This is a genomic window from Phenylobacterium sp., from assembly GCF_036963605.1.
Classification (GTDB): domain Bacteria; phylum Pseudomonadota; class Alphaproteobacteria; order Caulobacterales; family Caulobacteraceae; genus Phenylobacterium.
Window position 1 is genome coordinate 1 of record NZ_JBALUY010000015.1, and the last position, 24445, is coordinate 24445.

The 24445-nt window shown below is 68.1% G+C and carries 21 protein-coding genes and 1 pseudogene; 5 read left to right on the top strand and 17 right to left on the bottom strand.

The features are described 5' to 3' along the window. A pseudogene (locus tag V7702_RS04525) lies at window positions 1–169 on the top strand (nucleoside triphosphate pyrophosphohydrolase); the annotation flags it as partial. Here V7702_RS04525 and hflX read toward each other — a convergent pair. The 8 genes from hflX to dusB all read right to left on the bottom strand — a co-directional run bounded on the left by hflX (window position 166) and on the right by dusB (window position 9971). Beyond that, a complete protein-coding gene (gene hflX / locus V7702_RS04530; RefSeq protein ID WP_335648951.1) occupies window positions 166–1503 on the bottom strand; it encodes a GTPase HflX in 1338 nt (445 codons plus the stop codon). The pseudogene V7702_RS04525 and the gene hflX overlap by 4 nt on opposite strands. Further along, window positions 1500–1745 (bottom strand): RNA chaperone Hfq, encoded by a 246-nt coding sequence (hfq, locus tag V7702_RS04535; protein ID WP_293318910.1) that lies wholly within the window; start codon window positions 1743–1745, stop codon window positions 1500–1502. Before hfq ends, hflX begins: the two co-directional genes overlap by 4 nt. Before the next feature lie 100 nt (window positions 1746–1845). Further along, the gene (locus tag V7702_RS04540; protein WP_335648952.1) at window positions 1846–2709 is read right to left on the bottom strand and encodes a D-amino-acid transaminase; all 864 of its coding nucleotides are present in this window, start codon (window positions 2707–2709) and stop codon (window positions 1846–1848) included. A 2-nt stretch (window positions 2710–2711) separates the two neighbouring features. Continuing rightward, a complete protein-coding gene (ntrX, locus tag V7702_RS04545) occupies window positions 2712–4103 on the bottom strand; it encodes a nitrogen assimilation response regulator NtrX (protein WP_335648953.1) in 1392 nt (463 codons plus the stop codon). After that, the gene (locus V7702_RS04550) at window positions 4093–6336 is read right to left on the bottom strand and encodes a sensor histidine kinase NtrY-like (protein ID WP_335648954.1); all 2244 of its coding nucleotides are present in this window, start codon (window positions 6334–6336) and stop codon (window positions 4093–4095) included. The genes ntrX and V7702_RS04550 overlap by 11 nt, the downstream gene beginning before the upstream one ends. A 91-nt stretch (window positions 6337–6427) precedes the next feature. Then, entirely contained in the window at window positions 6428–7855 is a 1428-nt protein-coding gene (locus V7702_RS04555; RefSeq protein WP_335648955.1) for a sigma 54-interacting transcriptional regulator, read from the bottom strand. Then, entirely contained in the window at window positions 7852–8967 is a 1116-nt protein-coding gene (locus V7702_RS04560; protein ID WP_335648956.1) for a two-component system sensor histidine kinase NtrB, read from the bottom strand. Before V7702_RS04560 ends, V7702_RS04555 begins: the two co-directional genes overlap by 4 nt. Continuing rightward, the gene (gene dusB, locus V7702_RS04565) at window positions 8964–9971 is read right to left on the bottom strand and encodes a tRNA dihydrouridine synthase DusB (protein WP_335648957.1); all 1008 of its coding nucleotides are present in this window, start codon (window positions 9969–9971) and stop codon (window positions 8964–8966) included. Before dusB ends, V7702_RS04560 begins: the two co-directional genes overlap by 4 nt. 90 nt (window positions 9972–10061) lie before the next feature. Between dusB and V7702_RS04570 the strand changes: the two genes are divergently transcribed. Next, window positions 10062–11210, top strand: coding sequence for a bifunctional 2-C-methyl-D-erythritol 4-phosphate cytidylyltransferase/2-C-methyl-D-erythritol 2,4-cyclodiphosphate synthase (locus V7702_RS04570; RefSeq protein WP_335648958.1), 1149 nt, complete (start codon window positions 10062–10064; stop codon window positions 11208–11210). A gap of 7 nt (window positions 11211–11217) precedes the next feature. On the opposite strand, the gene V7702_RS04575 is transcribed toward V7702_RS04570, so the two are convergent. Continuing rightward, window positions 11218–13368: a spermidine synthase gene (locus tag V7702_RS04575; protein WP_335648959.1), complete on the bottom strand. Its 2151-nt coding sequence runs from the start codon at window positions 13366–13368 to the stop codon at window positions 11218–11220. Between the two features lie 198 nt (window positions 13369–13566). Between V7702_RS04575 and V7702_RS04580 the strand changes: the two genes are divergently transcribed. After that, window positions 13567–14058 (top strand): CinA family protein, encoded by a 492-nt coding sequence (locus tag V7702_RS04580; protein WP_335648960.1) that lies wholly within the window; start codon window positions 13567–13569, stop codon window positions 14056–14058. Window positions 14059–14060: 2 nt separating this feature from the next. Here V7702_RS04580 and V7702_RS04585 read toward each other — a convergent pair whose 3' ends face one another. Both V7702_RS04585 and lipA read right to left on the bottom strand, forming a co-directional pair. Next, a complete protein-coding gene (locus V7702_RS04585; RefSeq protein ID WP_335648961.1) occupies window positions 14061–14534 on the bottom strand; it encodes a type II toxin-antitoxin system RatA family toxin in 474 nt (157 codons plus the stop codon). A gap of 8 nt (window positions 14535–14542) precedes the next feature. Continuing rightward, window positions 14543–15529: a lipoyl synthase gene (gene lipA, locus V7702_RS04590; RefSeq protein ID WP_335648962.1), complete on the bottom strand. Its 987-nt coding sequence runs from the start codon at window positions 15527–15529 to the stop codon at window positions 14543–14545. Between the two features lie 88 nt (window positions 15530–15617). Here lipA and V7702_RS04595 point away from each other — a divergent pair, with 88 nt between their 5' ends. Together V7702_RS04595 and V7702_RS04600 are read left to right on the top strand one after the other, a co-directional pair. Beyond that, window positions 15618–16643, top strand: a complete 1026-nt coding sequence (locus tag V7702_RS04595) for an alpha/beta hydrolase (RefSeq protein ID WP_335648963.1) — start codon at window positions 15618–15620, stop codon at window positions 16641–16643. Window positions 16644–16768: 125 nt separating this feature from the next. Continuing rightward, window positions 16769–18325, top strand: a complete 1557-nt coding sequence (locus V7702_RS04600) for an AMP-binding protein (protein WP_335648964.1) — start codon at window positions 16769–16771, stop codon at window positions 18323–18325. Between the two features lie 76 nt (window positions 18326–18401). On the opposite strand, the gene lpdA is transcribed toward V7702_RS04600, so the two are convergent. The 6 genes from lpdA to V7702_RS04630 are packed head-to-tail and all read right to left on the bottom strand — an operon-like array spanning window position 18402 to window position 24315. After that, a complete protein-coding gene (gene lpdA / locus V7702_RS04605) occupies window positions 18402–19802 on the bottom strand; it encodes a dihydrolipoyl dehydrogenase (RefSeq protein WP_335648965.1) in 1401 nt (466 codons plus the stop codon). 13 nt (window positions 19803–19815) lie between these two features. Continuing rightward, entirely contained in the window at window positions 19816–21111 is a 1296-nt protein-coding gene (locus V7702_RS04610) for a pyruvate dehydrogenase complex dihydrolipoamide acetyltransferase (RefSeq protein ID WP_335648966.1), read from the bottom strand. After that, window positions 21108–21518, bottom strand: a complete 411-nt coding sequence (locus V7702_RS04615; RefSeq protein ID WP_335648967.1) for a GFA family protein — start codon at window positions 21516–21518, stop codon at window positions 21108–21110. Before V7702_RS04615 ends, V7702_RS04610 begins: the two co-directional genes overlap by 4 nt. Continuing rightward, window positions 21515–22918, bottom strand: coding sequence for a pyruvate dehydrogenase complex E1 component subunit beta (locus V7702_RS04620; RefSeq protein WP_335648968.1), 1404 nt, complete (start codon window positions 22916–22918; stop codon window positions 21515–21517). Before V7702_RS04620 ends, V7702_RS04615 begins: the two co-directional genes overlap by 4 nt. Continuing rightward, window positions 22915–23943, bottom strand: a complete 1029-nt coding sequence (pdhA, locus tag V7702_RS04625; protein WP_335648969.1) for a pyruvate dehydrogenase (acetyl-transferring) E1 component subunit alpha — start codon at window positions 23941–23943, stop codon at window positions 22915–22917. Before pdhA ends, V7702_RS04620 begins: the two co-directional genes overlap by 4 nt. A gap of 57 nt (window positions 23944–24000) precedes the next feature. After that, window positions 24001–24315 carry an FtsB family cell division protein gene (locus V7702_RS04630; RefSeq protein ID WP_335648970.1) on the bottom strand — a complete coding sequence of 105 codons (315 nt, stop codon included), beginning with the start codon at window positions 24313–24315 and terminating at the stop codon, window positions 24001–24003. Window positions 24316–24445: the final 130 nt, after the last annotated feature.

Here is a 24445-nt window from a genome sequence, read left to right on the forward strand (position 1 = left end):
GCTGGACATCGAGCCGGAGGACGCCCTGCGCGCCACCAACGCCAAGTTCGCCCGCCGCTTCCAGTTCATCGAAGCCGCCTTGGCCGAGCGCGGCCGGACGGCCGAGGAGTCCGATCTGGCCGAGATGGACGCCCTGTGGGACGCCGCCAAGGTGGCCGAGCGAGCCTAGGCTTCGTCGTCGCCGAGCGAAACGGCGCCGAGGTCTATCCGGGGAAACAACTGCTCGAACTGCCCCAGGGCCTTGGGGGTCAGCCGAACCGCCATTCGCACGGCGCCATCATCTTCGGTGTGGCGATCGATCACCCGGCCATTCTGATAGAGCCAGGCGATGGCGGCGCCTTCGCCGGCCGGCAGATGAGCCTCGACCGCGGGGGACTCGTCGACCAGGCCGGCCACCGCCAGCAGCAGGGGCTCAACCCCCTCCCCCGTCACCGCCGAGACCAGCAGGGCCGGCGGGTGGGCGCGCCGCGCATCGCCCTCGATTATCGGCCGGTCTTCGGCGTCGGTCAGGTCGATCTTGTTCCAGACCTCCAGCACCCGGCGCTCGTCCATATCGACGCCGAGACGTTCGAGCACCTCACGGACGTCGGCCGCCTCGGCCGCGCTCTCGGGGCTGGCGATGTCCCGGACATGCAGGATGACATCGGCTTCCTTGACCTCCTCCAGGGTGGCCCGGAAGGCCTCCACCAGTTCGTGGGGCAGGTCGGAGATGAAGCCCACGGTGTCCGATAGGATCGCCGGCCGGCCATCGGGCAGGTTCAGCATCCGAAGGGTCGGGTCGAGGGTGGCGAACAGCATGTCCTCGGCCATGACCTCGGAATTGGTCAGGCGATTGAACAGGGTCGACTTGCCAGCATTGGTGTAGCCGACCAGGGCCACCACCGGATAGGGCCGGCGCTTGCGGGCCGAGCGCTGCAGGGTGCGGGTGCGGCGAACCTCCACCAGTTCCTTCTTCAGCCGGCCGATCTTCTCGGCCAGCAGGCGGCGGTCGGTCTCGATCTGGGTTTCGCCGGGACCGCCCATGACGCCGAAGCCGCCGCGCTGGCGCTCCAGGTGGGTCCAGGTTCGGACCAGGCGCGAGCGCTCATAGGAGAGCCGGGCCAGTTCCACCTGCAGTCGCCCTTCCCGCGTGCGGGCACGCCGGGCGAAAATCTCAAGGATCAGGCCGGTGCGGTCGATGACCTTCACCTTCCATGCCTTTTCCAGGTTGCGCTGCTGCACCGGGGTCAGGGCGTCGTCGACGACCGCCACGTCGATCTCTAGCTCTTCGCAGAGCTCACCGATCTCAGCCACCTTGCCCTTGCCGAAGAGGGTGGCGGGCATGCGCTTGCGCACAGGCGCCACCATCCCGCGGCGGATCTCGAGGTCGAGGGCAAGCGCCAGGCCCGCAGCCTCGTCGAGGCGCGCCTGGGAGGACCGGGCGCCGCCGCGGCCTTCACGTTCGGGATGGATGATGAGCGCGCCCTGGACGGGCGTCTCATGGTCGATGGATGGGGAACTCAATCGGTCTCGTCTTCCGCCGGCTCATACAGCTGGACGGGCTGGGCCGGCATAATGGTGGAGATGGCGTGTTTGTAGACCAGCTGAGACTGGCCGTCGCGGCGCAGGAGCACGCAGAAATTGTCGAACCAGCTGACCACGCCCTGCAGCTTGACGCCGTTGACGAGGAAGATGGTCAGGGGGGTCTTGGCCTTGCGGACGCTGTTGAGGAAGGTGTCCTGCAGGTTCTGCTTTTTTTCGCTCATGGCTTTTCGCCCTTTTCTCCGATTGAGGGGCCACGCGCCCCCACACACATAAGGCAAGCTAGTCCAACCCAGAGCCGCCGTGCAATCACGGTCGGCCCCTTCAGAGGGCGGTCTGCTTCGCCCGTTCGATATAGAGGCTCCGCAGGCGCTTCGCCACCGGCCCCGGCTCCCCATCGCCGATCGGCTGGCCGTCGATCTTCACCACAGGCAGGACGAGAGAGCCGGCGCCGGTGATGAAGGCCTCCTTGGCGTCGGCCATCTCCTGGGGCGTGAACGGGCGCTCTTCGACCTTCAGCTGCGCCTGGGCGATCACGTCGAGCAGGGTGTGGCGGGTGACGCCGCGCAGGATGTTGGCGCCGGTGTCGCGGGTGCGCAGCACGCCGGCCTGATCGAGAATCCAGGCGTTGGCCGAGGCGCCCTCGGTGATGAGCCCCGCCTCGTCGACGAACAGGGCTTCGGCCGCCCCCTGCTCCCTGGCCGCCTGGCGGGCCAGGACATTGGGCAACAGGCCGACGGTCTTGATGTCGCAACGGCCCCAGCGGTTCTCCGGGGTGGTGATCACCGAGACCCCCAGCGCCGCCTTGGCCTCGCTCGCCGCCCGGTCCAGGGACTTGGCGGTGATCACCACGGCCGGGCGCAGAGAATGGTCGGGAAAGGCGTGGTCGCGGGGCGCGACGCCGCGGCTGATCTGCAGATAGATCAAGCCTTCGCGCACCTTGTTCCGGCGCAGGACCTCGCGCAGCACGATCGTCAGGGCCGCGCGCGACATGGGCTCAGGAATCCGCAGTTCGCCCAGGCTGCGCTTCAGCCGCGCGAAGTGGCCCTCGGCGTCGGCGAGCTTGCCGTCGAACACCGACCAGACCTCATAGACGGCGTCGGCCAGCTGATAGCCCCGGTCCTCGATATGGACCGCGGCTTCGGAATGGGGGCCATAGCGACCGTTCACATAGGCGATACGCCCCATGACTATTCGACGCCCTCCTCGAGCGCGCGGGCCCCGGAAAGACCCAGGGACTTGAGTTTGCGGTGAAGGGCCGAGCGCTCCATGCCGATGAAGGCCGCCGTGCGCGAGATATTGCCGGAGAACCGCATCATCTGGGCGCTGAGATACTCCCGCTCGAAGGTCTCGCGGGCCTCGCGCAGCGGCAGGGCGATGATCTTGTCGGCCCCCATCAGGCCTCCGCCATCGCCGGGCGGGGCGTCCGAGGGCACCATCTCGGCGGTGATCGGCTCGGCCGGATCGCCGGAGCTGAGGATCAGCATCCGCTCCACCACATTGCGCAGCTGCCGCAGATTGCCGGGCCACGGGCGGACCTGCAGGGACGCGATGGCGTCCTCGGCCAGGATGCGCCGAGGCATGCCGCTGGCTTCGCAGATCCGCTCGATGAAGTTCTCCACCAGTTCGGGGATGTCCTCGCGACGCTCCGAGACGCCCGGCACGGCCACGGGCACCACGTTCAGGCGATGGAACAGGTCTTCGCGGAAGCGGCCTTCGGCGATCTCTTCACGCAGGTTCCTCGAGGTGGACGAGATCACCCGCACATCGACCTGCACGTCGGCGTCGCCGTTCACCCGCCGGAACCGCTGTTCGACCAGCACCCGCAGGATGCGGCTCTGGGTTTCCCGGGGCATGTCGGCAACCTCGTCGAGATAGAGGGTGCCGGCATGGGCGCGCTCGAACACGCCGATCTTGCCGGGATGCCCCCCCTCGCCCTCAACGCCGAACAGCTCCACGTCCATGCGCTCAGGCGTCATGCCCGCCGCACTGATGGCCACGAACTCGCCCTTGGCCCGCGGACTGCCGGAATGGATCAGCCGCGCCACGGTCTCCTTGCCCGAACCCGGAGGACCGGCGATCAGCACGCGGCTGTTGGCGGCGGCCAGCTTGGCGATCATCTGGCGCAGGTGCTGGGCTGGCATGGACTTGCCGATCAGCCCTTCGGGCATGATGGCCTGGGTCCGAAGACGGCGGTTTTCCCGGCGCAGATTGGCCGCCTCAAGGGCGCGTTCCACCACCAGCAGCAGCCGGTCGGACTTGAACGGCTTCTCCAGGAAGTCGTAGGCGCCGCGCTTGATGGCGCTGACGGCGGTCTCGATATTGCCGTGGCCCGAGATCATCACCACGGGCAGGTCGGGATCGAGGGACTTGATCAGGTCGAGCAGCTCCAGCCCGTCCATGCCGCCGCCCTGCATCCAGATGTCCAGGATCAACAGTGAGGGCCGCCTCGCCCGCACCGCCGCCAGGGCGGACTCGGAGTCCGAGGCGGTGCGCACCTCATAGCCCTCGTCAGCCAGGATTCCTGCGACCAGATCGCGGATGTCGGCCTCGTCGTCCACCACCAGAACGTCAGCCGCCATGGGACTCTCCTTCGAGCATCATTTCGGAGGCCGGGCGCGCGCCAGACGCGCGCCCTCCGGCCGGGAGTTGCAGAATGGCCCTCGCGCCGCGTCCCCGCGTCGCATCGGCCAGGACCAGCTCGCCGCCGTGGTCCTCCAGGATGCGCTTGACGATGGCCAGGCCCAGGCCCGTGCCCTTTTCGCGCGTCGTCACATAGGGCTCGGTCAACCGATCGCGGTCCTTTTCGGGCAGGCCCACGCCATTGTCCTCGACCTCGATGGTGACGAGATCGTCGGCCAGGCCCATGCGCACCCGGATGCGTCCGGCCGGCTTGGGCGTCGACTCCAGACGAGCGTGCACAGCCTCGGCGGCGTTCTTCAGGATGTTGGTCAGGGCCTGGGCCAGCATGCGGCCGTCGGCCATGGCCGAGGCTTCCGGCAGCGGCTCCTTGAGCTCGATCTCGATGTCCGGATTGGCCACGCGCTGCGAGAACACCTGGGCGCGCACCAGCTCGGCCAGATCCTGCGGCGAGAACCGCGGGGCGGGCATGCGGGCAAAGGCGGAGAACTCATCGACCATCCGACCGATGTCGCCCACCTGGCGCACAATGGTGTCGGTGCAGCGGTCGAAGGTCTCCAGGTCATCGATCGGCACGTTCTTGCGGAACTTGCGCCGGATCCGTTCGGCCGACAGCTGGATCGGCGTCAGCGGGTTCTTGATCTCATGGGCGATGCGGCGGGCGACGTCCTTCCAGGCGGCGTTGCGCTGGGCGGCCACCAGGCGGGTGATGTCGTCGAAGGTCAGGACGAGCCCGCTGTCGCCCCGGCTGGCCCGGACCCGCAGGCGGTGATTTTCGCGATCACGCTGGATGTCCACCTCGACCTCGGCTTCGCCGGACACGGCAGCCTGGGCCGCCACCGGGCCGAGTTCGGGCGCCAGATCGGCCAGGGTCTGCCCCTCGCCAATCTCTTCCGGCAGCTCCAGCAGATGGGCGGCCTGGCGGTTCACCGCCGAGATGCGACCGCCCTCGTCCAGGCCGATCACCCCGGCGCTGACCTCAGACAGCACGGTCTCGATGAACTCACGCCGACGCTCCGCCTCATCGCCCGCCCGCTTCAACGCTTCCTGTTGCGCCTGAAGATCATGGGTCATACTGTTGAAAGCACGAGATAACACCGCGATCTCTTCCGGATCGTTATCCGCATCGACCCGGGCGTCGAGATCGCCGCCGGCCACCCGGCCCGCGGCCTGGACCAGCCGCGCTACGGGGCCGGAGATGGCGTTGGCCGCCGACATGCCCAGCCACACCGCCCCCACCAGGACCAGGAGCGCGGTCTCCACATAGGAGAGCGCGAAGACGGCCTGAATCCGCGCCCGGCTCTGGGCCGCCTCGCGGTAGGAGATCAGAGAACCTTCGGCCTCGATCAGGTGGTTGATGATCCCCGACTCCACGGGACGGGTGACGTAGAGATAGGCGTCCGGATAGGAGTTCAGCCGGTAGAGGGCGCGCATCAGGTCGGCGGAATCGAAGGCGGGAACCGAGATATCGCCCTCATCGGCCGCCTGGAAGCTCGACTCCGGTGGCACCATGTAGGGCGGCGCATCCGGCGCTTCCGTCCGCGCCAGCACCCGCCCCTCGCGGTCGATGAGGTAGGCGGCGGGAAATCCATGATAGGCCGACTGCAGCGCCAGGAAGTGACTGAAGGTCACCGGCGTGGCGCCCAGGGCCGGGGCCGCGCGGTTGAGGTCCACCGACATCAGCGACACGTGCTCGCCGATATAGCGCTTCTGGTCTTCCACATAGGAGCGCGCCACCGTGGCCGAGTTCTCGACCACCGTCTGGACCCGCTCGCTGAACCAGTTGTCGACCCCGCGGTTGACCAACACCCCGTAGAACAGGGCCACGACCACGGCCGGGGCGACGGCGGCCAGTGCGAACAGGGTGACGAAGCGCAGATGCAGGCGCGCGCCGGCGTCCACCGAGCGGGCGTCCAGCAAGGCCAGCAGGCGAAAGCCGACCAGGGCGGCCAGAACCAGGATCAGCACCAGGTTCAGGCTGAGGACCGTCAGGATAGTCGTGGAGGCCGGCCGCAGGGGCCCCGCCTCCGGCGGCGAGGCGGCCAGCAGAATGGCCACGGCGGTCAGGATCGCAGCCAGGATATAGCCGCCGCCCAGGGCATAGCGGGACTGCAGCGCCCGCCAGAGTCTGGCGGGCGCACTGGACGCTCCCGATGTCAGAGTCGACGACGCCATGCGAGTGAGCCTAGGCGCAACTGTGTCTAGAACTCAACACTCATGTTGCCAGATTACGCCAGGTTGTCCGCAGGTCCTCGCTCGCCGCCCATCAACGCCGACCACGGGTCAGATCGACGCCCAAATCCTGGATCTTCTTGCGCAGGGTGTTGCGGTTGAGGCCGAGGATTTCGGCGGCCCTCACCTGATTGCCCCGAGTGGCCGCCAGGGTGAGTTGGATCAGCGGGCGCTCGACCTCCTCCAGCACCCGGTCATAGAGACCGGCTGGGGGCACGCCGTCAGGCTGCTCGGCGAAATAGCCCCCCAGGTGGCGCTCTACGAGCTGGGCCAGAGTCAGGGGCCCCTCCTGCCCCGGCTGGCTGGGCTGCTGGTCCACCAGCTCCTTTTCCACGATGCGCGCTGTGATCAGTTCCTCGGCGTAGAGGGCGCAGATTCGACGGACCAGATTCTCCAGCTCCCGGACATTGCCCGGCCAGGCATGAAGCTTCAGCCGCTCCAGTGCGGCCTGGTCGATGGTCTTGGACGGCAGCCCCTCGCGATTGGCGCGCAGCAGGAACGAGCGCGCGAGATCAGGAATATCCTCGGTGCGGTCGCGCAGCGGCGGCAGCCGGATCGGCGCCACATTCAGGCGGAAATAGAGATCCTCCCGGAACAGGCCCTGCTGGATCAGGCCGCGAAGGTCGCGATTGGTGGCGGCGATGAGGCGGGCATTGGGACGGCGGCCGGTCTTGGGGTTCAGGGCCGGCTCGGAACCGTCGATCACACGCAGCAGACGCGTCTGGGCGTCCAGGGGCATGTCGCCGATCTCGTCCAGGAACAGGGTCCCGCCGTCAGCCTCCACCAGCTTGCCGCTGTCGCTCTCGGTGTCGACGCGGCCGAACAGCTCGGCCTCGACACGCTCTCGCGGGGTCGCCGCCAGGTTGATCACCACGAACTTGCCGTCCTTGCGACGGCCCATGTCGTGCAGGGCGCGGGCCACCAGCTCCTTGCCCGTCCCGGACTCGCCGAGGATCAGCACGGTCAGGTCGGCGCCGACTAGGCGGGCGATGGTGCGATAGACCTCCTGCATCGGCGTCGAGCGGCCGATCAGCGGCAGGCGCTCGTCGCGCATGGCCCGGGCCTGGGCGCGGGAGGCTTCGGCGTCGGCGGGGCGCGACAGGGCCCGGCGGGCCACCGCGGTCATGTCGTCCAGGTCGAAGGGCTTGGGCACATAGTCGAAGGCGCCGATCTCGGCGGCGTTGACGGCGGTCAAGAGCGTGTTCTGCGCGCTCATCACGATGACCGGCAGCTTGGGGCGCTCCTTGCGGATGCGCGGCAGCACGTCGAACACGTTTTCATCGGGCATCATCACATCGGTGATGACCAGGTCGCCCTCGCCTTCCGACACCCACTTCAGCAGGGTCGAGGCGTTGCCGGTGGCGCGCACCTGATAGCCCAGGCGGGTGAAGGACTGGGACAGGACAAGTCGGATGGAGGAATCGTCATCCGCAATGAGGATCTTCTTACCTGCGGCGCTCATGCCGAGACGTCCTTTTCGGTCACAATGGGAAGCAACACGCGGAAAACTGTCCGCCCAGGTTCAGACTCGAAGTCGATCAGGCCGCCATGGCCGGCCACCAGCTTGGAGACTAGCGCGAGGCCAAGACCCGCACCGTTCGGCTTGGTGGTGATGAAGGGTTGAAAGAGGCTCTCGCGCAGGTGCGAGGGCACGCCGGGCCCATTGTCCTGGATCCGCACCTCCAGGGGGGTGCCGCGCAGCTGGCGGTCCTTGGCGGAGCGAACCCGCACCCCATGACGGTAGGCGGTGGTGATCAGCACCTCCCCGCGGCCGTCGCCGCGGGCATGGGCGGCTTCCGAGGCGTTCTTCACCAGGTTCAGGAAGACCTGGATGAGCTGATCCTCGTCCCCCGGGGTCGAGGGCAGGGAGGGGTCATACTGCTCTCGCAGCAACAGGCCGTCGGCCACGCCGTTGACCGCGAGGGCGCGCACGCGGTCGAGCACCTCATGAATGTTGACCGGATTGCGGGACGGCGGCGCATCGTCGGCGAACACCTCCATACGGTCCACCAGGCGCTTCACGCGATCGGTCTCATCGACGATCAGCTGGGCCAGGGGCACGTCCTCGGCCTTGGCGCCGGCCTTCAGCAGCTGGGCGGCGCCGCGGATGCCGGCCAGGGGATTCTTGATCTCGTGGGCCAGCATGCGGCCCAGGCCCATGATCGAGCGCAGCCCCGCCACATCGCCGGCGAACTCCGAAAAGACCCCGCCCTTGACCTGCAGGGTCAGCAGGACCGAGCCGTCGCCGAGCGGCGCAGCCGCGCCGTCGGCCTCGAACGGCGGAAGGCCAAAGAGGTTCATGCCGATGCCCCGCTCGCGCACCGCTCCGCCCTCCTCGAGGGCGCGATTGAGCAGTTCGACCAGGGGCGAGCCCGGCGGCAGGGCGGCGCGGAAACGGCCGCGCGCCAGCAGGCCCAGGCCCTGTCCAAACAGGGCTTCTGCGGCCTCGTTGACGGCGATGAGCGCGCCGTCGCGATCAATGACCATGGCCGGTTCCGGGCTCAGGTCGAAGGCGGCGGATTTGAGCGCCGAAAGCTCTGCGCTGCTGGATGTCGTCTTGGTCCGGCTCGTCATGCGGCCAACCTCGCCTCTGGGCCGCGCCAGAGCGCAGCCAGTTCAGATTTCACCTCCGACGGATCCTCCAGACGACAGAGTCGCGAACGGGCGGCCCGCCTGGCCTCGGCCTGCATGGGCCAAGGCGCGTTATCGATGTAGGCGGCCAGATGCTTGCGGAAGATCCGCAGGCCCAGGCGTCCGCCATAGAAGTCCAAGGCGTCCTCGAAATGGGCGAGGACGATGCCAAGCCTCGTGGAGGCGTCAGGCCCCTCGAAGGCCTGTCCAGCCAGGGCGGCCTCGATCTCGGCGGCGATCCAAGGCCGGCCGTAGACGCCGCGTCCCACCATGACGCCGTCGGCGCCGGAGAGCGCCAGGGCCTGGCGGGCGGTCTCGCCATCGATGATGTCGCCATTGACGATGACCGGCACGTCCACGGCGGCCTTGACCCTGGCGACGGCGGCCCAGTCTGCCGCGCCCTTGTAGAACTGGCTGCGGGTGCGGCCATGGACTGTGACCGCTCGGGCGCCGACACCGACGCATCGCGCGGCGAGCTCCGGGGCGTTGAGAGTGGCGGCGTCCCAGCCCAGGCGCATCTTGACGGTGACGGGCACGTCAACCGCCTGGGCCACCGAAGCCACAATGGACTCCGCCAAATCCGGCTCGCGCATCAGGGCCGAACCGCAGGCGACGCCGGTCACTTCGCGGGCCGGGCATCCGAAATTGATGTCGATGATCTCTGCCCCGGCCTTGGCTGCCAGGCGGGCGCCCTGCGCCATGGTCGCCGGGTCTCGCCCGACCAGTTGAACCACCATCAGGGGGAGGCCTTCGCCGACGGCGGCGCGGCGGACCACGTCGGGCCGGCCACGGGCGAATTCGTCCGACGCGACCATCTCCGTGGCCACGTAAGGCGCGCCCAGGCGGCTGGCCGCACGACGAAATGGAAGATCGGACACGCCGGTCATGGGGGCGATCCAGACGCGCCCACCAACCTCTATTTCCCCGACCTTGAGCTTATTGCTCATTTTATGATCACCCTTACCGCTGCCTTTTTAGGCAATTTGTGCGGCGCCGTAAAGCCTGGACAACAGGCCTTGGCGCCCTAAACACGCCGCATGAGCTTTTCGGCCATAGTCGTCGCCGCGGGAAGCGGGACTCGCGCGGGCGCAGGGACACCCAAGGCCTGGCGTAATCTGGGCGGCCGGGCCATCGCCCGCTGGTCGGTGGAGGCCCTGCTGGCCGCCGGCGCCGACGAGATCGCCGTAGCCGTCGCCCCCGATATGATCGATACCGCCAAGGCGGCGCTATGCGATCTACCCAACATCACCCTGGTCGAGGGCGGGGCGACCCGGTCAGCCTCGGTAAGGGCCGCCATCGCGGCCCTGACGCCGCCTCGGCGGGATCAGCCCGTCCTCGTTCACGACGCGGCCCGGCCCTTCCTTACCCAGGACCATGTGTCGCAGGCGCTCCACGCCCTCGCCCAAGCCGATGGAGCGCTCCTCGCCCTGCCCCTGGCCGACACCCTCAAGCGGCAGGCCGGCCCCGTCCTTGAAACCCCGTCCCGCGAAGGGCTGTGGCGCGCCCAGACCCCCCAGGCCTTCCCCCACGACCAGCTCGCCGCCGCCTATGCCGCCTGGCCGGCCGACCAGGAGCCTACGGACGACGCTCAGGTGGTGACCGCCGCCGGCGGCTCGGTGGCGATCTGCCCAGGCGACCCGCTGCTGTTCAAGCTGACCTATCCGGAGGACTTCGCCATGGCCGAACGACTCGCCGCCGGCGCCCGCCTGGTTCGCACCGGCCAGGGGTTCGACGCCCACCGCTGGGGGCCAGGCGATGCGGTTTGGCTCTGTGGCGTGCGGATCGATCACGATCAGACCCTGGTCGGTCATTCCGACGCCGACGCCGGCCTCCACGCTCTGACCGACGCCCTGCTGGGCGCCATCGGCGCCGGCGATATCGGCGAGCATTTCCCCCCCACCGATCCCCAGTGGCGGGGCGCGTCCTCCGACCAATTCCTGGCCCACGCCGCCCAACTGGTGCGGAGCCGTGGCGGCGAGATCGTCAATGTGGACGTCACCCTGATCTGCGAACGGCCTAAGATCCGGCCGCACCGCGACGCCATGCGCGCCCGTCTGGCCGAGATCCTTGGCCTCCGTGAAGACCGGATCAGCGTGAAGGCCACCACCACTGAAGGCATGGGGTTCACCGGCCGCCAGGAAGGTCTGGCCGCCCAGGCCATGGCGACGGTAGAGACCCCACGCTAGCCGGGCGTCAGGGAAGCCAGGCCCAGATTTCCTTCATCCGCGCATACACCGCCCCGGGCAGGTTGGTGTAGGCGTCGGTCCAGGGCGCGGCCAGGGTGGGATCGATGGGGTCCCAGCGGACGTCATTCTCATAGGGCGCGAGGGCGTCTTCCGACCGGGCGACGATCACCACATCCTCGGCCGACTCCCAGAGCGGCGGGCTGCCATAGGCCGGCGCGTGCCTCTGCAGCAGGCCGACCCCGCCGGCCGCCTCGACCACCGCCATGGCCGGCGAGATCAGGTCCAGGTTCCGGTTGGAGAGGTGCATGATCAACACGCCGTCGGGCTTCAGCCGCGCCAGATACATCCGCACGGCCTCCACGGTCAGCAGGTGGGCGGGCACAGCGTCCGATGAGAAGGCGTCGAGCAGAAGCAGGTCGAACCGGCCCTCCGGCTGGTCCTGCAGGGTCAAGCGGGCGTCGCCGATCACATAGTCGATCGGCCCCTTGGCGCAGTCCGTCGTATAGCTGAAATAGGCCGGATCGGTGGCGATGGCGACCATCATCGGATCGATCTCGAAGAAGGTCATCCGGTCTTCGGCCCGCACATAGGCCGCCACCGTTCCGGTCCCCAGGCCGACGGCGCCGATGTTCAGGCTGGCCTTTTCGGCGCGCCTGGCGGCGAAGACCTGACCGATGGGCGTCTCAGGCGCATAGTAGACGATGGGACGGCAGCGATGTTCGGGCGACGTGGCTTGGGCCCCGTGCAGGGTCGTGCCATGGGCCAGCATCCGGACCTCGCCGCCCAGGGCTTCCACCGGCATGACCGACTGGCGCGCCACGCCGAAGAAGCTGCGCCATTGCTGGCGCACATCGACCCGGTCGCCGACCATCTGGGCGCAGATCAGCAGCATGACGATGACCGCCAGGAACAGCACCATGCTCCGCCGGATGAGGAAGGCGGCGACCACCACGACCCCCAGCAGGATGCGGACGACAGACTCGCTCCCCGCGTAGAGGCCGGCCAGCACCGGGGCGACGATGACCGCAACGACGGCGATGGCGAAGAGGCCCCAGCGCCAGGGCTTGTCCGTCGCCATTTCCCAGGGTCGCGCCAGGACGCCCAGGGCCAGGACCAGGGGATATTCCCAGACATTGGTGAAGATCACCGGGGCCAGGAAGGCGTTGAACGCCCCACCCAGAACGCCGCCGATGGAGAGGCAGAGATAGAATTCCGTGAGCCGCGCCGGCGGCGGGCGTCGCGCCACCAGGGCCTGATGGCAGACCAGGGCGGTGAAGAAGAAGGCCGCCAGATGGATGGCCAGCAGGAGCACCAGGTTGGTGGTGTGAAACGGCAGGACGACGGCGCAGGCCGCCAGGGCTGCGGCATGGACCACAAGAGCGACGTCCCGGGAAATGAGCGGCCGGTCCTGGAAGGCGATGACGAAGGTCAGCAGATAGAGGGCGAGCGGCACGACCCAGATGAAAGGCGCGGAGGCCACATCGGTGGTGATGTGGGTGGTGACCCCGAGCATCAGGCTGGACGGAATAGCGGCCAGGCCGATCCAGATCAGGCGGGTTCGCCAAATCGGGTCCGCAGCCGTCGCCAGCCCCTCGACCAAGCCCGCCGATGCTGGCGCTGACTGGCTCGGCATGCGCGCGACCATCAGGCCCAGGCACGCCATCAGGACGGCGAAGCCCCCATAGCCCAGGCTCCAGATGAAGGTCTGCGCCTGGACGGCCAGGGCCGGCTCCACCGCGATGGGATAGGCCAGCAGAGCGATCAGGCTGCCGAGATTGCTCGCGGCATAGAGGACGTAGGGCCCCCGCCCCTCACCCTCGCGATAGATGCGCGCATGCCAGGCCTGGGCCAGGGGCGCGGTGGCCGACAGCACCGCAAAGGGCGCGCCGACCATCAGCGCGAGCGCGCCGAGCAGCCAGAGCGCCGGATGGTCCGAGGTGGGCGGGCCCAGCACCTCATGGACCCGCAGCGGCAGGACCAGGGCGGCCAGCAGCAAGGCGCCCCCATGGATCAACACCTGGCGGCGGACAGAGGCGACCTTCTGCAACAGGTGGGCATAGGCGTAGCCGAGCAGCAGGGCGGTCTGGAAGAAGGCCATGCTGGTGTTCCACACCGCCGGTGTTCCGCCCATGAGCGGCAGGAGCAGCTTGGCGGCCATGGGCTGAACCATGAAAACCAGGGTCGCGCTGGCAAAGACAGTCACGCCGAACAAGGCCGGCGCAACAGCGGGGACGGCCCGGGGCTGAGGCGCAGACAGGCTCATCGCGCCGATTCGGCTTGTAAGATCATGGTCGCCGATGGTGTGGTCTGGGCCGCCCGGCGCCTAGCGCCTTACTGAACTTGCGTCGGAGAGCCCATGTTTTCCTTGGAAATCGAGACCTTGGCCCGCCTGCTCATCGACGAGGCGCGACAGAAGTCCCTGCGAATCGTCACCGCCGAGAGCTGCACCGGCGGGCTGGTCAGCGCCGCGATCTGCGCCATTCCCGGCGCTTCGGATGTGCTGGACCGAGGCTTCGTCACCTATTCCAACCGCGCTAAACAGGAAATGCTGGGGGTGCCGGGCGACCTCATCGCCGACCTGGGCGCGGTGTCCGAGCCCGTGGCGCGGATGATGGCTGAAGGCGCCCTGGAGAATTCCAACGCCCACCTGGCCGTCGCCATCACCGGCATCGCCGGGCCGGACGGCGGCACGCGGATGAAGCCGGTGGGGACGGTCCATATCGCCACGGCCCGGACCAACCACGGCCTCACCCACCGGGCCGAGTTGTTCGAGTTCGAAACCCGGTTCGAAATCCAGCAGGCCGCCGCCCAGGCCGCCCTGGAGATGCTGCGCGAACGCCTGATCTGAGCTCAGGCTGGCGGAGCGGCCGAGGCGGCCGGCGGGCCATACAGCACCTCGGCGCGAGCTTCGAAGCAGCCGATCAGCCGGTCCACCGCCTGGTGGAAGTTGGCGCTCAGCAGGGTCGCCAGCAGGCGGGACTTGAACTCGAAGTCGATGTCGAACTCGATCTTCGTCCCCGCGGCGTCGTCGTGGAACCGCCAGCGGTTTTCCAGCCGCTTGAACGGACCGGAGATCAGGCCGACCTGGATGGTGCGGCTATTGGCGTCGCGGCGCACCCGGGTGGAGAACCTCTCCTTCAGAAACGAAAACCCCACGGCGGCCTCGGCGTCGAGCATGTCGACGCCCGCCCCGGCCGGACGCTGGTTCCAGGTCCGCATGCCAGTGATCCAGGGCACGAACTCCGGATAACGCTCGACATCACCCACCAGGGCGAACAGCTGGTCGGGCCCATAGGGCAGGACTTTGGTGACGCGGTGACGCAAGGAACGGTCTAGGCCCGAACCGACGCCTGGGCGGCCAGACGGGCTTCCTGAGCGTGGCGGGCGGCCTGCAGCTTGGCGAAGTCTTCGCCCGCATGGTGCGATGAGCGGGTGAGCGGACTGGCCGAGACCATCAGGAAGCCCTTGGCCCGGGCGATCTCCTCATAGCCGGCGAACTCTTCGGGCGTCACATAACGGTCGATGGCCGCATGCTTGCGGGTCGGCTGCAGGTATTGGCCGATGGTCAGGAAATCGACGCCGGCCGAGCGCATGTCGTCCATCACCTGCATGACCTCCTCCTTGCTCTCGCCGAGGCCGACCATCAGGCCGGACTTGGTGAACTGGGCCGGATCGCGTTCCTTGACGCGCTCCAGCAGCCGCAGGGAGTTGTAGTAGCGGGCGCCGGGGCGGATCGAGAGATAGAGCCGCGGCACGGTTTCCAGGTTGTGGTTGAAGACGTCGGGACGGGCGTCGATGATCGTCTCCACCGCGCTCAAGGGCTTGCGCAGGAAGTCCGGCGTCAGGATCTCCACCGTCGCGCCCGGGGCCGCGGCGCGGATCGCGCGCACCACCTCGGCGAAGTGCCAGGCGCCGCCATCGGCCAGGTCGTCGCGGTCCACCGAGGTGATGACCACGTGCTTCAGACCCATCTTGGCGACGGCGTCGCCGACGCGTTCGGGCTCGGTGGGATCCAGCGCGCCGGGCTTGCCGGTGGTGACATTGCAGAAGGCGCAGGCCCGGGTGCAGATCTCGCCCATGATCATCATGGTGGCGTGGCTCTGCGACCAGCACTCGCCGATATTAGGGCAGGCCGCCTCTTCGCAGACGGTGACCAGGCCGTGGGCCTTCACCACCTCGCGGGTGGCGGCGTAGCCGGCCGAACCCGGCGCGCGCACCCGCAGCCATTCCGGCTTGCGCAACAGCGGCGTGTCGGGGCGCGCCTGCTTTTCGGGGTGGCGGGGGCGCGGGCGGGCCAGATGGTCGATGACGACGGTCATAGGGCTTAGATCGTCCCTCGCAGGCTTCGGATCAAGCCGTGAATGCGCGCACTTGCGTCGCAGGGGGCGCATGGGCTGAAACTGCGCGATGCGCCACGCCCTCTTCCTCATCGCCGCCCTGGTTCTGGCGGCCTGCGATCCGGGCCAAGGCCGTGAAGCCTTCACCGACAGCCGGCCCCCGCCCAGCCTCTCCCCGCGGTTCCTGGCGCCGGAAGGCTGGGCCTGGGGGGTCGTCCAGGCCGAGGGCCAACCCCAGCTGCGCTATGGGGTCTCCTCGCCAGTGGGGATCGGAACCCGCGCCCATGTGCTGATCGTCCCGGCCTATGGCGAGTCGGCAGAGGTCTGGTTCGAGACCGCCCGGCAGCTGAACGCCCAGGGCTACGCCACGTGGGTGCTGGAACGGGCGGGCCAGGGTGGATCTGGCCGCTATCTGAGTCCCCACGACCTCGGCCACACACAGGGCTTCGAGGCCGGCGCAGAAGCCGTGCGGAGCCTCATCGCCGGCGTCATTCGCCCCGCGGACGATACGCCGGTGGTCCTGCTAGCCGCGGGCGACGCCGCTCTCACCGTCTCCATGGCCGTGCAAGCCGGGGCGCCGGCCAACGCGGTAATCCTCAGTGCGCCGGACTTCCGGTCCCAACCTGCGCCACGGCGATGGGAGTCATTGGCCAGCCGCATGGGCCTATCGCGCCTGCCGGCGCCGGGCTGGAAGGCGTGGAGCCGCGAAACCCCGGACGACCACGCCACCGGCGTCGCCTCAGATCTCTGGCGAGGCAAGGTGCGCCAAGCCTGGCAGACGGCCAACCCTGACCTGCGGCTAACCGGCGCCAGCCTCGGCTGGGCCGCCGCCCAATCCCGGGCGCTGGCCGAGGTTCTGGCCGGGCCAAGCCTGCTCCCCCCGCTGCTGATCATCAGCCCTGGCAGGGGCGCTGACGCCGCCCGGGCCTTCTGTGACTCCCAGCCCAATTGCCAATATGGGGTGATGACGGATCCGGGCGCCGCGCTCCACCTGGGTGAGGATTCGCACAGAACAGCTTGGTTTAAAAAGATAAGCGACCTGATCGCCCAGACCGCGCGCCAGGCGCGGGCCGTGCCGCTCCCGCAGGAGGCGTGAAGCTCCGGGCGGGCCAAGCGCGTACAGCCACATAGCTTCCCAAGCTCGTCGGGCGCCTCTACGGTCCGCCTCAACAAGATGGGCGCCGGCATGAATTGGCGTCCACCAGTCGGAGGACCTCGCCCTTGACCCGTGACTTCGATCCGCGCGACGCCCAGGTCTCGATCTTCGACGCTCTCATCGAGGCCCGCGCCCGCTTCGGCGCGAAGACGCCGATCCTCGAGGACCAGGAGCGCAATCCCCTCACCTATACCGACCTGATCCGCGCGGCCTTCGCCCTGGGCCGCAGGATCGCCGGCTTCACCGCCAAGGGCGAGCGGGTCGGCGTGATGCTACCGTCGAGCGCCGGCGGGGTGGTCACCTTCTTCGCCCTGCACGCCATCGGCCGCACGCCGACCATGCTCAACTTCACCGCCGGCATCCGCAACCTGAAGGCCGCCTGCGAGCTGGCCGGGGTCAAGACGGTGCTGACCTCCCATCGCTTCGTCGAGCAGGGCAAGCTGCACGATCTGATCGACGCCCTCGAACCGATCACCCGGGTCGTCTATCTCGAAGATGTTCGTGAAAAGGTCGGCGCGGCCGACAAGCTGTTCGCCGCCGCCGGTGGCTTCCTGCCCAGGCAACTCAGCGCTTCGAGCAAGCCGTCCGATCCCGGTGTGATCCTGTTCACCTCCGGCAGTTTCGGCGCGCCGCGGGGCGTGGTGCTGACCCAGGCCAACCTTGTGGCCAATGCTCGCCAGATCGCCGCCCATATCGACCTCGATCCGACCTGGGTGATGTTCAATCCCCTGCCGATCTTCCACTGTTTCGGCCTGACCGGCGGGGTGCTGCTGCCGATCCTGAGCGGTATGAAGGCGTTCCAGTACCCCTCGCCCCTGCACACCAAGCAGATCCCGCCGCTGATCCGCGACTCTGGCGCCGCGATCCTTCTGGCGACGGACACCTTTGTGAACCAGTACGCCCGGGCCGCTGAACCCGGCGAGCTGTCGGGTCTGAAGTTCGTGGTCTGCGGGGCCGAGAAGGTGCGCGACGAGACCCACAACCTGATCGCCGAGCGCTTTGGACCTATCCCGCTGCTTGAGGGCTATGGCGCCACGGAGGCCTCGCCGGTCATTGCGGTGAACAAGCCCACGGACAACCGCCGCGGCACGGTCGGCGGCCTCCTGCCCGGCGTCGAGACGCGGCTGGAGCCGGTGAAGGGGATCCCGGGCGGCGGTCAGCTGTTCGTGCGTGGTCCCAACATCATGGCCGGCTATCTGGCGGCTGACGGGACGATCGAGCCGCCGGTGGACGGCTGGCACGACACCGGCGACGTGGTGAGCATCACCGACGACAACTGGATCAAGATCCTCGGTAGGGTGAAGCGGTTCGCCAAGGTGGGGGGCGAGATGGTCTCCCTGACCGCCGCAGAGGACCTCGCCGTCACCGTCTGGCCCGAATGCCGGCATGCGGTGATCGCCATGCCCGATGCGCGCAAGGGCGAGCGTCTGATCCTGCTGACGGACAAGCGCGACGCGAAGCCCGAGCCGCTGATCGCTCACGCCAAGGCCATTGGGGCTTCTGAACTGACCGTGCCGCGCAAGATCATCCGCATCCAGGAAATCCCCGTCCTGGGCACCGGCAAGACCGACTATGTCGCCATCCAGCGCATGGCCGAGGCGGAGCTGCGCCGCACGGGCTGAGCCGAACCGGCTAAGCTAACTCTAAGCCTTGAGCGCGTTTTGACCCGATAACCGGTTCCCACTTATCGGAACGCGCTCAGATGTGCAGGACCTTGCCATAGGCGTCGAGGGCCGATTCATGCATCGCCTCGCTCAGCGTCGGGTGAGCAAAGACGGTGGCCTGCATTTCGGCCTCCGTGGCTTCCAGCGTCATGGCCAGGGCGAAGCCCTGGATCATCTCGGTGACCTCCGAGCCGATCATGTGGGCGCCCACCAAGGCGCCGGTCTGATCGTCGAACAGGGTCTTCACAAAGCCTTCGGTCTCGCCGGCCGCGATGGCCTTGCCGTTCACCTTGAACGGGAAGCGGCCGACCTTCACCTTGCGGCCTTCGGCCTTGGCGGCGGCCTCGGTCAGGCCGACGGAGGCGATCTGCGGGTTTGAATAGGTGCAGCCGGGGATGGGCGCATTGAGGTTGTTGTCTGGCTCACCGGCGATGTGCTCGACGCAGTGAACCCCCTCATGGCTCGCCTTGTGGGCCAGCCACGGCGGGCCGGCCACGTCGCCGATGGCGTAGAGCCCAGGCACGCCGGTGGCGCCGTGCTTGTCGGTGACCACATGGGTCTTTTCGATCTTCACGCCCAGGGCCTCGAGCCCCAGGTCCTCGACATTGCCGACGATACCCACGGCCACGATGGCGCGTTCGGCCTCCAGGGTCTCGGCCTTGCCGCCGGTCTCGATCTCGACGGCGACACCGGTCTTGGACTTGGAGAGCTTCTTGACGGTGGCGCCGATGCGGAATTTGAGCCCCCGCCGCTCAAAGGCCTTGCGGGCGGCGGTGGAGACCTCTTCGTCCTCCACCGGCAGGATGCGCGCCAAGGCCTCGACCACCATCACCTCGGCGCCCAGAGCGCGGTAGAAGCTGGCGAACTCGATGCCGATGGCGCCCGACCCGATGACGATCAGCGACTTGGGCGCGGCCTTCGGGACCATGGCCTCGCGGTAGGACCAGACCCGGTCGCCGTCCGGCTCCAGGCCGATCTGCGGCAGGGTGCGGGCCCGCGCGCCGGTGGCGAGGATCACGTGCCTGGCCTGCACGGTGCGCTCGCCGCCCGTCTTCTGGGCGATAACGACCTTGGGCGCGGGCGAGCCCTTTTCGAGGCGCGCGGTTCCCTCGATGACCTCGATCTTGTGCTTGCGCATCAGGAAACCGACGCCGGAATTCAGCTGTCCGGCCACCTTGCGCGAGCGCTCGATGACCTTGGCGAAGTCGAAGCGGGGCTTGTCGGCGGCCAGGCCATAGTCGGCCAGATGGTGCAGCTGTTCGTAGACCTCGCCGGACTTCAGCAGAGCCTTAGTGGGGATACACCCCCAGTTCAGGCAGACCCCGCCCAGGGCCTCACGCTCGACGATGGCGGTCTTCAGACCCAGCTGGCTGGCGCGGATGGCGGCCACATAGCCGCCCGGGCCTGCGCCCACGATGATGACGTCGAAATCCATGTGCCTTGGCCCCTTAGACCATCATCGCCAGGGGCTCTTCGATCAGAGCCTTGAACGCTTCCAGCCAGCGGGCGCCGGTCGCCCCGTCCACCACCCGGTGGTCGCAGGTCATGGTCACAGACATCACCGTGGCGATGGCCAGCTGGTCGCCGCGGACCACCGGCTGTTTCGTCCCCGCCCCCACCGACAGGATCGCCCCTTGCGGCTCGTTGATGATCGAGCCGAAGGACTTGATGCCGAACATGCCGAGATTGGAGACGCTGAAGGTGCCGCCCTGGAACTCCTCGGGCTTCAGCTTCCGCGTCCGGGCCCGCTCGGCCAGATCCTTGGTCTCCTGGGCGATCTGCGCCAGGCCCTTGGTCTCGCACTTGCGGATGATCGGGGTGATCAGCCCGCCCTCGACGGCGACCGCCATGGCGATGTCGGCATGGTGATGCAGGGCGATGCCCTCGGGGGAATAGGAGGCGTTGGCCTCGGGCACCCGCTTCAGGGCCACGGCGCAGGCCTTGAGGATGATGTCGTTGACGCTGACCTTCACCCCGTCCTTTTCCAGCATCTTGTTGATGCGGCCGCGGGCCTCAAGCAGGCGGTCGATCTCCAGGTCGATGGTCAGGGGGAAGTGCGGCACGTCGCGGAAGGAGTCGGTCATCCGCCGCGCCACGGTCTTGCGCATGCCGTCCAGCGGGATCAGGTCGTAGCTGCCCTCTGGGATGCCCATCTGCTGCAGGGACTGGACCGGACGGGTTTCGCCCCGACGCTCGCTCGGCGCGGCAGCGGCTGCCGCAGCGGGCTTCGCGCCCGGCTTGGCGTCCTTGACGTCGCGCTCGATGATCCGGCCGTGGGGGCCCGAGCCCGTGATGGTCGCCAGATCCAGGCCCTTCTGCTCGGCGATCCGACGGGCCAGGGGCGAGGCGAAGGTGCGCTCCCCGTCCCGGGTCTTGGCCGGCGACGCCTTGGGTGGCGCGGGCTCGGCGGCCTTGGCGGCGGGCTCGGACTTGGCTTCTGCCTTGGCCGGCGCGGCTTCAGGGGCTGCCTTTTCCGCAGGTTTGGGCTCGGGCGCCTTGGTCTCGGTTCCGCCGGACAGGCGGGCGATGGGCGCATTGACCTTCACGCCCTCGGTGCCGGCTTCGACGAGGATTTCCTCGACGACGCCCTCATCGACGGCCTCGACCTCCATGGTCGCCTTGTCGGTCTCGATCTCGGCGATCACGTCGCCGGCCGAAACCGTATCGCCCTTCTTGACCAGCCACTTGGCGAGGGTGCCCTCCTCCATGGTGGGCGACAGCGCCGGCATCAGGATGTCGGTCATGCGGATTCCTTGGAGAGGTGCGCGAGGCCCGCGGCATGGGCCTCCCAGTTCTGGCCATCGAAGGGTTCGATGTCGAAGTCCAGGTCGTCGGCCGGGTCGAGGCAGCGGACATTCACCGACCAGCCATCGGGGTTTGACCTGGGACGATAGAAGCTCTTCACGCCGCAGACCTTGCAGAAGGTGTGCTGGGCGACCCCGGTGTTGAACAGATAGGTGGTGATCTGGTCCTCACCCTGGATCAGGCGAAAGCGGCTGGCCGGCACGATGGCGTGGATGAACCCCGTCATCGCGCAGATCGAGCAGTTGCAGGCCTGGGCGGTCACCCGGCCGGGCAAGGCGGCTTCGAACCGCACCGCCCGGCAATGGCAGCCGCCACTGCGCCAGATCAGGTCCGCCGGCCCGCTCATGACCTATAGCTGACCGCCTTGGCCGCCTTGACGATCTTGTCCACCGACGGCAGCGACAGGGCTTCCAGATTGGCCGCATAGGGCAGAGGCACGTCCTCCTGGCAGACCCGCGCGGGCGGGGCGTCCAGATAGTCGAAGGCGTGCTCGATCACCCGGGCGATGATCTCGGCGCCGACCCCCATAGGGCCCCAGCCCTCCTCGACCGTCACCAGCCGGTGGGTTTTGCGGACGCTTTCGACCACCGTCTCATGGTCCAGGGGACGCAGGGTGCGGAGGTCGACGACCTCGGCCTCGATCCCTTCCCCCGCCAGTTCCTCGGCCGCCTTCAGCGCCAGGCCGACCATCCGCGAATAGGCGGTGATGGTGACGTCGGCGCCGGTCCTGCGGACCTTGGCCTTGCCGATCGGCAGGACATAGTCGTCCACCTCAGGGACGTCGAACTCCTGGCCGTAGAGCATCTCATGCTCAAGGAAGACGACGGGGTTGGGGTCGCGGATCGCGGCCTTCAGCAACCCCTTGGCGTCGGCGGCGTCATAGGGGGCGATCACCTTCAGCCCCGGAATATGGGCGTACCAGGCGGCATAGTCCTGGCTGTGCTGGGCGGCGACCCGGGAGGCCGCGCCATTGGGGCCGCGGAAGACCATGGGCGTCGTGATCTGACCGCCCGACATATAGTGGGTCTTGGCCGCGGAGTTCACGATGTGGTCGATCGCCTGCATGGCGAAGTTCCAGGTCATGAACTCCACAATGGGCTTCAGGCCGGCCATGGCCGCGCCGACGCCGAGGCCGGCGAAGCCATATTCGGTGATCGGGGTGTCGATCACCCGACGCTCGCCGAACTCCTCCAGCAGGCCGCGACTGACCTTGTAGGCGCCCTGATACTGGGCGACCTCCTCCCCCATCAGGAAGACAGCCTCGTCCCGGCGCATCTCCTCGGCCATGGCGTCGCGCAGGGCGTCGCGGACCGTGGTCTTTACGAGCTTGGCGTCGGCGGGGATTTCCGGATCGGCGGGCGGATCGGCCGGGCGTATGGCGGCAGGCCCGTCGCCGGTCGGCTGTTCGGCCTTGGCGTCTGCGGGCGGCTTCTTTTCCGGATCGCCGGACGCCTCAGCCTCTTCGGCCTCGGACGCCTTGGGCTCCGCCTCAGCCTTGGCCGGGGCCTCGCCACCCGCCAGGCGTGCGATGGGCGCATTGACCTTCACGCCCTCGGCCCCGGCCTCCACCAGCAGTTCCTCGACCACGCCCTCATCGACAGCCTCGACCTCCATGGTCGCCTTGTCGGTCTCGATCTCGGCGATCACGTCGCCGGCCGAGACGGTGTCGCCGACCTTCACGTGCCATTTGGCGAGCGTGCCCTCCTCCATGGTCGGAGACAGGGCCGGCATCAGGATGTCGGTCACTGGGCGGCCTCCACATAGACCTCGGTATAGAGCTCGGCCGGTTCGGGCTCGGGCGAGGTGCGGGCGAACTCGGCGGCCTCGGCGACGATCTTCTTCACGTCGGCGTCGATGGCCTTGAGGGCGGCCTCGTCGGCCAGGCCCTCCTTCTCCAGCATCTCCCGCAGATGCTCGATGGGGTCGCGGGTCTTGCGGACCTCGTCCACCTCTTCCCGGGTGCGATACTTGGCCGGATCGCTCATGGAATGGCCACGATAGCGATAGGTCTTCATCTCCAGGATGAAGGGGCCTTCGCCGCTGCGGGCGTGGGCGGCGGCGCGCTTGGCCGCGTCGCGCACGGCCAGAACGTCCATGCCGTCAACCTCTTCGCCGGGAATCCGGAAGGAGGCCCCGCGCTTGTGCATGTGGGTCTCAGAGGACGACCGCTCCAGGGACGTGCCCATGGCGTACTGGTTGTTCTCGATCACATAGACGACCGGCAGCTTCCACAGGGCGGCCATGTTGAAGCTCTCATAGACCTGGCCCTGGTTGGCGGCGCCGTCGCCGAAATAGGTGAAGGTGACCTTGCCATTGTCCCGATAGCGGTTGGCCAGCGCCAGCCCGGTGCCCAGCGGGGCTGAGGCGCCGACAATCCCGTGGCCGCCATAGAACTCCGCCTCGCGGGAGAACATGTGCATCGAGCCGCCCTTGCCCTTGGAAGAACCGCCGGCCCGGCCGGTCAGCTCGGCCATGACCTCGTTGGGGTCCATGCCGCAGGCCAGCATGTGTCCATGGTCGCGGTAGGCGGTGATGACCTGGTCGCCCTCTTCCTGGATCGACTGGACCCCGACGGCGATGGCCTCCTGGCCGATATAGAGGTGGCAGAACCCGCCGATCAGGCCCATGCCATAGAGCTGGCCGGCCCGCTCCTCGAAGCGGCGGATCAGCAGCATGTTGCGGTAGAAGCCCAGCAGGGCGTCCTTGCCGAGATCGTTTGCGGTGTCGGCCGGCTGGTCGCCGGCCTTGGCGGCCGATTTGGCGCGCGCCATATGTTTCTCCCGGGTCGATTCTGCGTCAGCCACTCTAACCCAGGGCCGGCCGGCAGGTCAGCCGCCCGTGGGGTTATCGCCCTGAATGCGGATCACATAATCCCTGGGATCGCTATAACCTAGGAGGGAGCGGGCCCGTTCTTCGAGAAGATCTGCCGAAAGCGAGCTGTCGCGCAGGAGTTTGGCGCGCACCTCGAGATCCTGCCTCTGGGCCGTCAGGCGCGCCAACTCCGCCGACTTGGCCGCCAGGGTCTGGTCCCGCTGGGCGGAGGTCAGCAGGCCCTGCTCGCCGGTCAGGGCGTGGTACGCGAAATAGACGATCAGGAGCGCCAAGGCGGCGGTCGAGATGTAGGAGCGAAGACCTGTGAGCACGGCGATTCTGCAATTGAGACGGCTCAGACTCGTCAATTGTGCTTAATTTTGCGTTGCAGCTCAGCTGTTTGCCGATGAAGATGGCCAGCATGGATCACAAGCACCCGCCCAATTGATCTAGGCGCTCCAC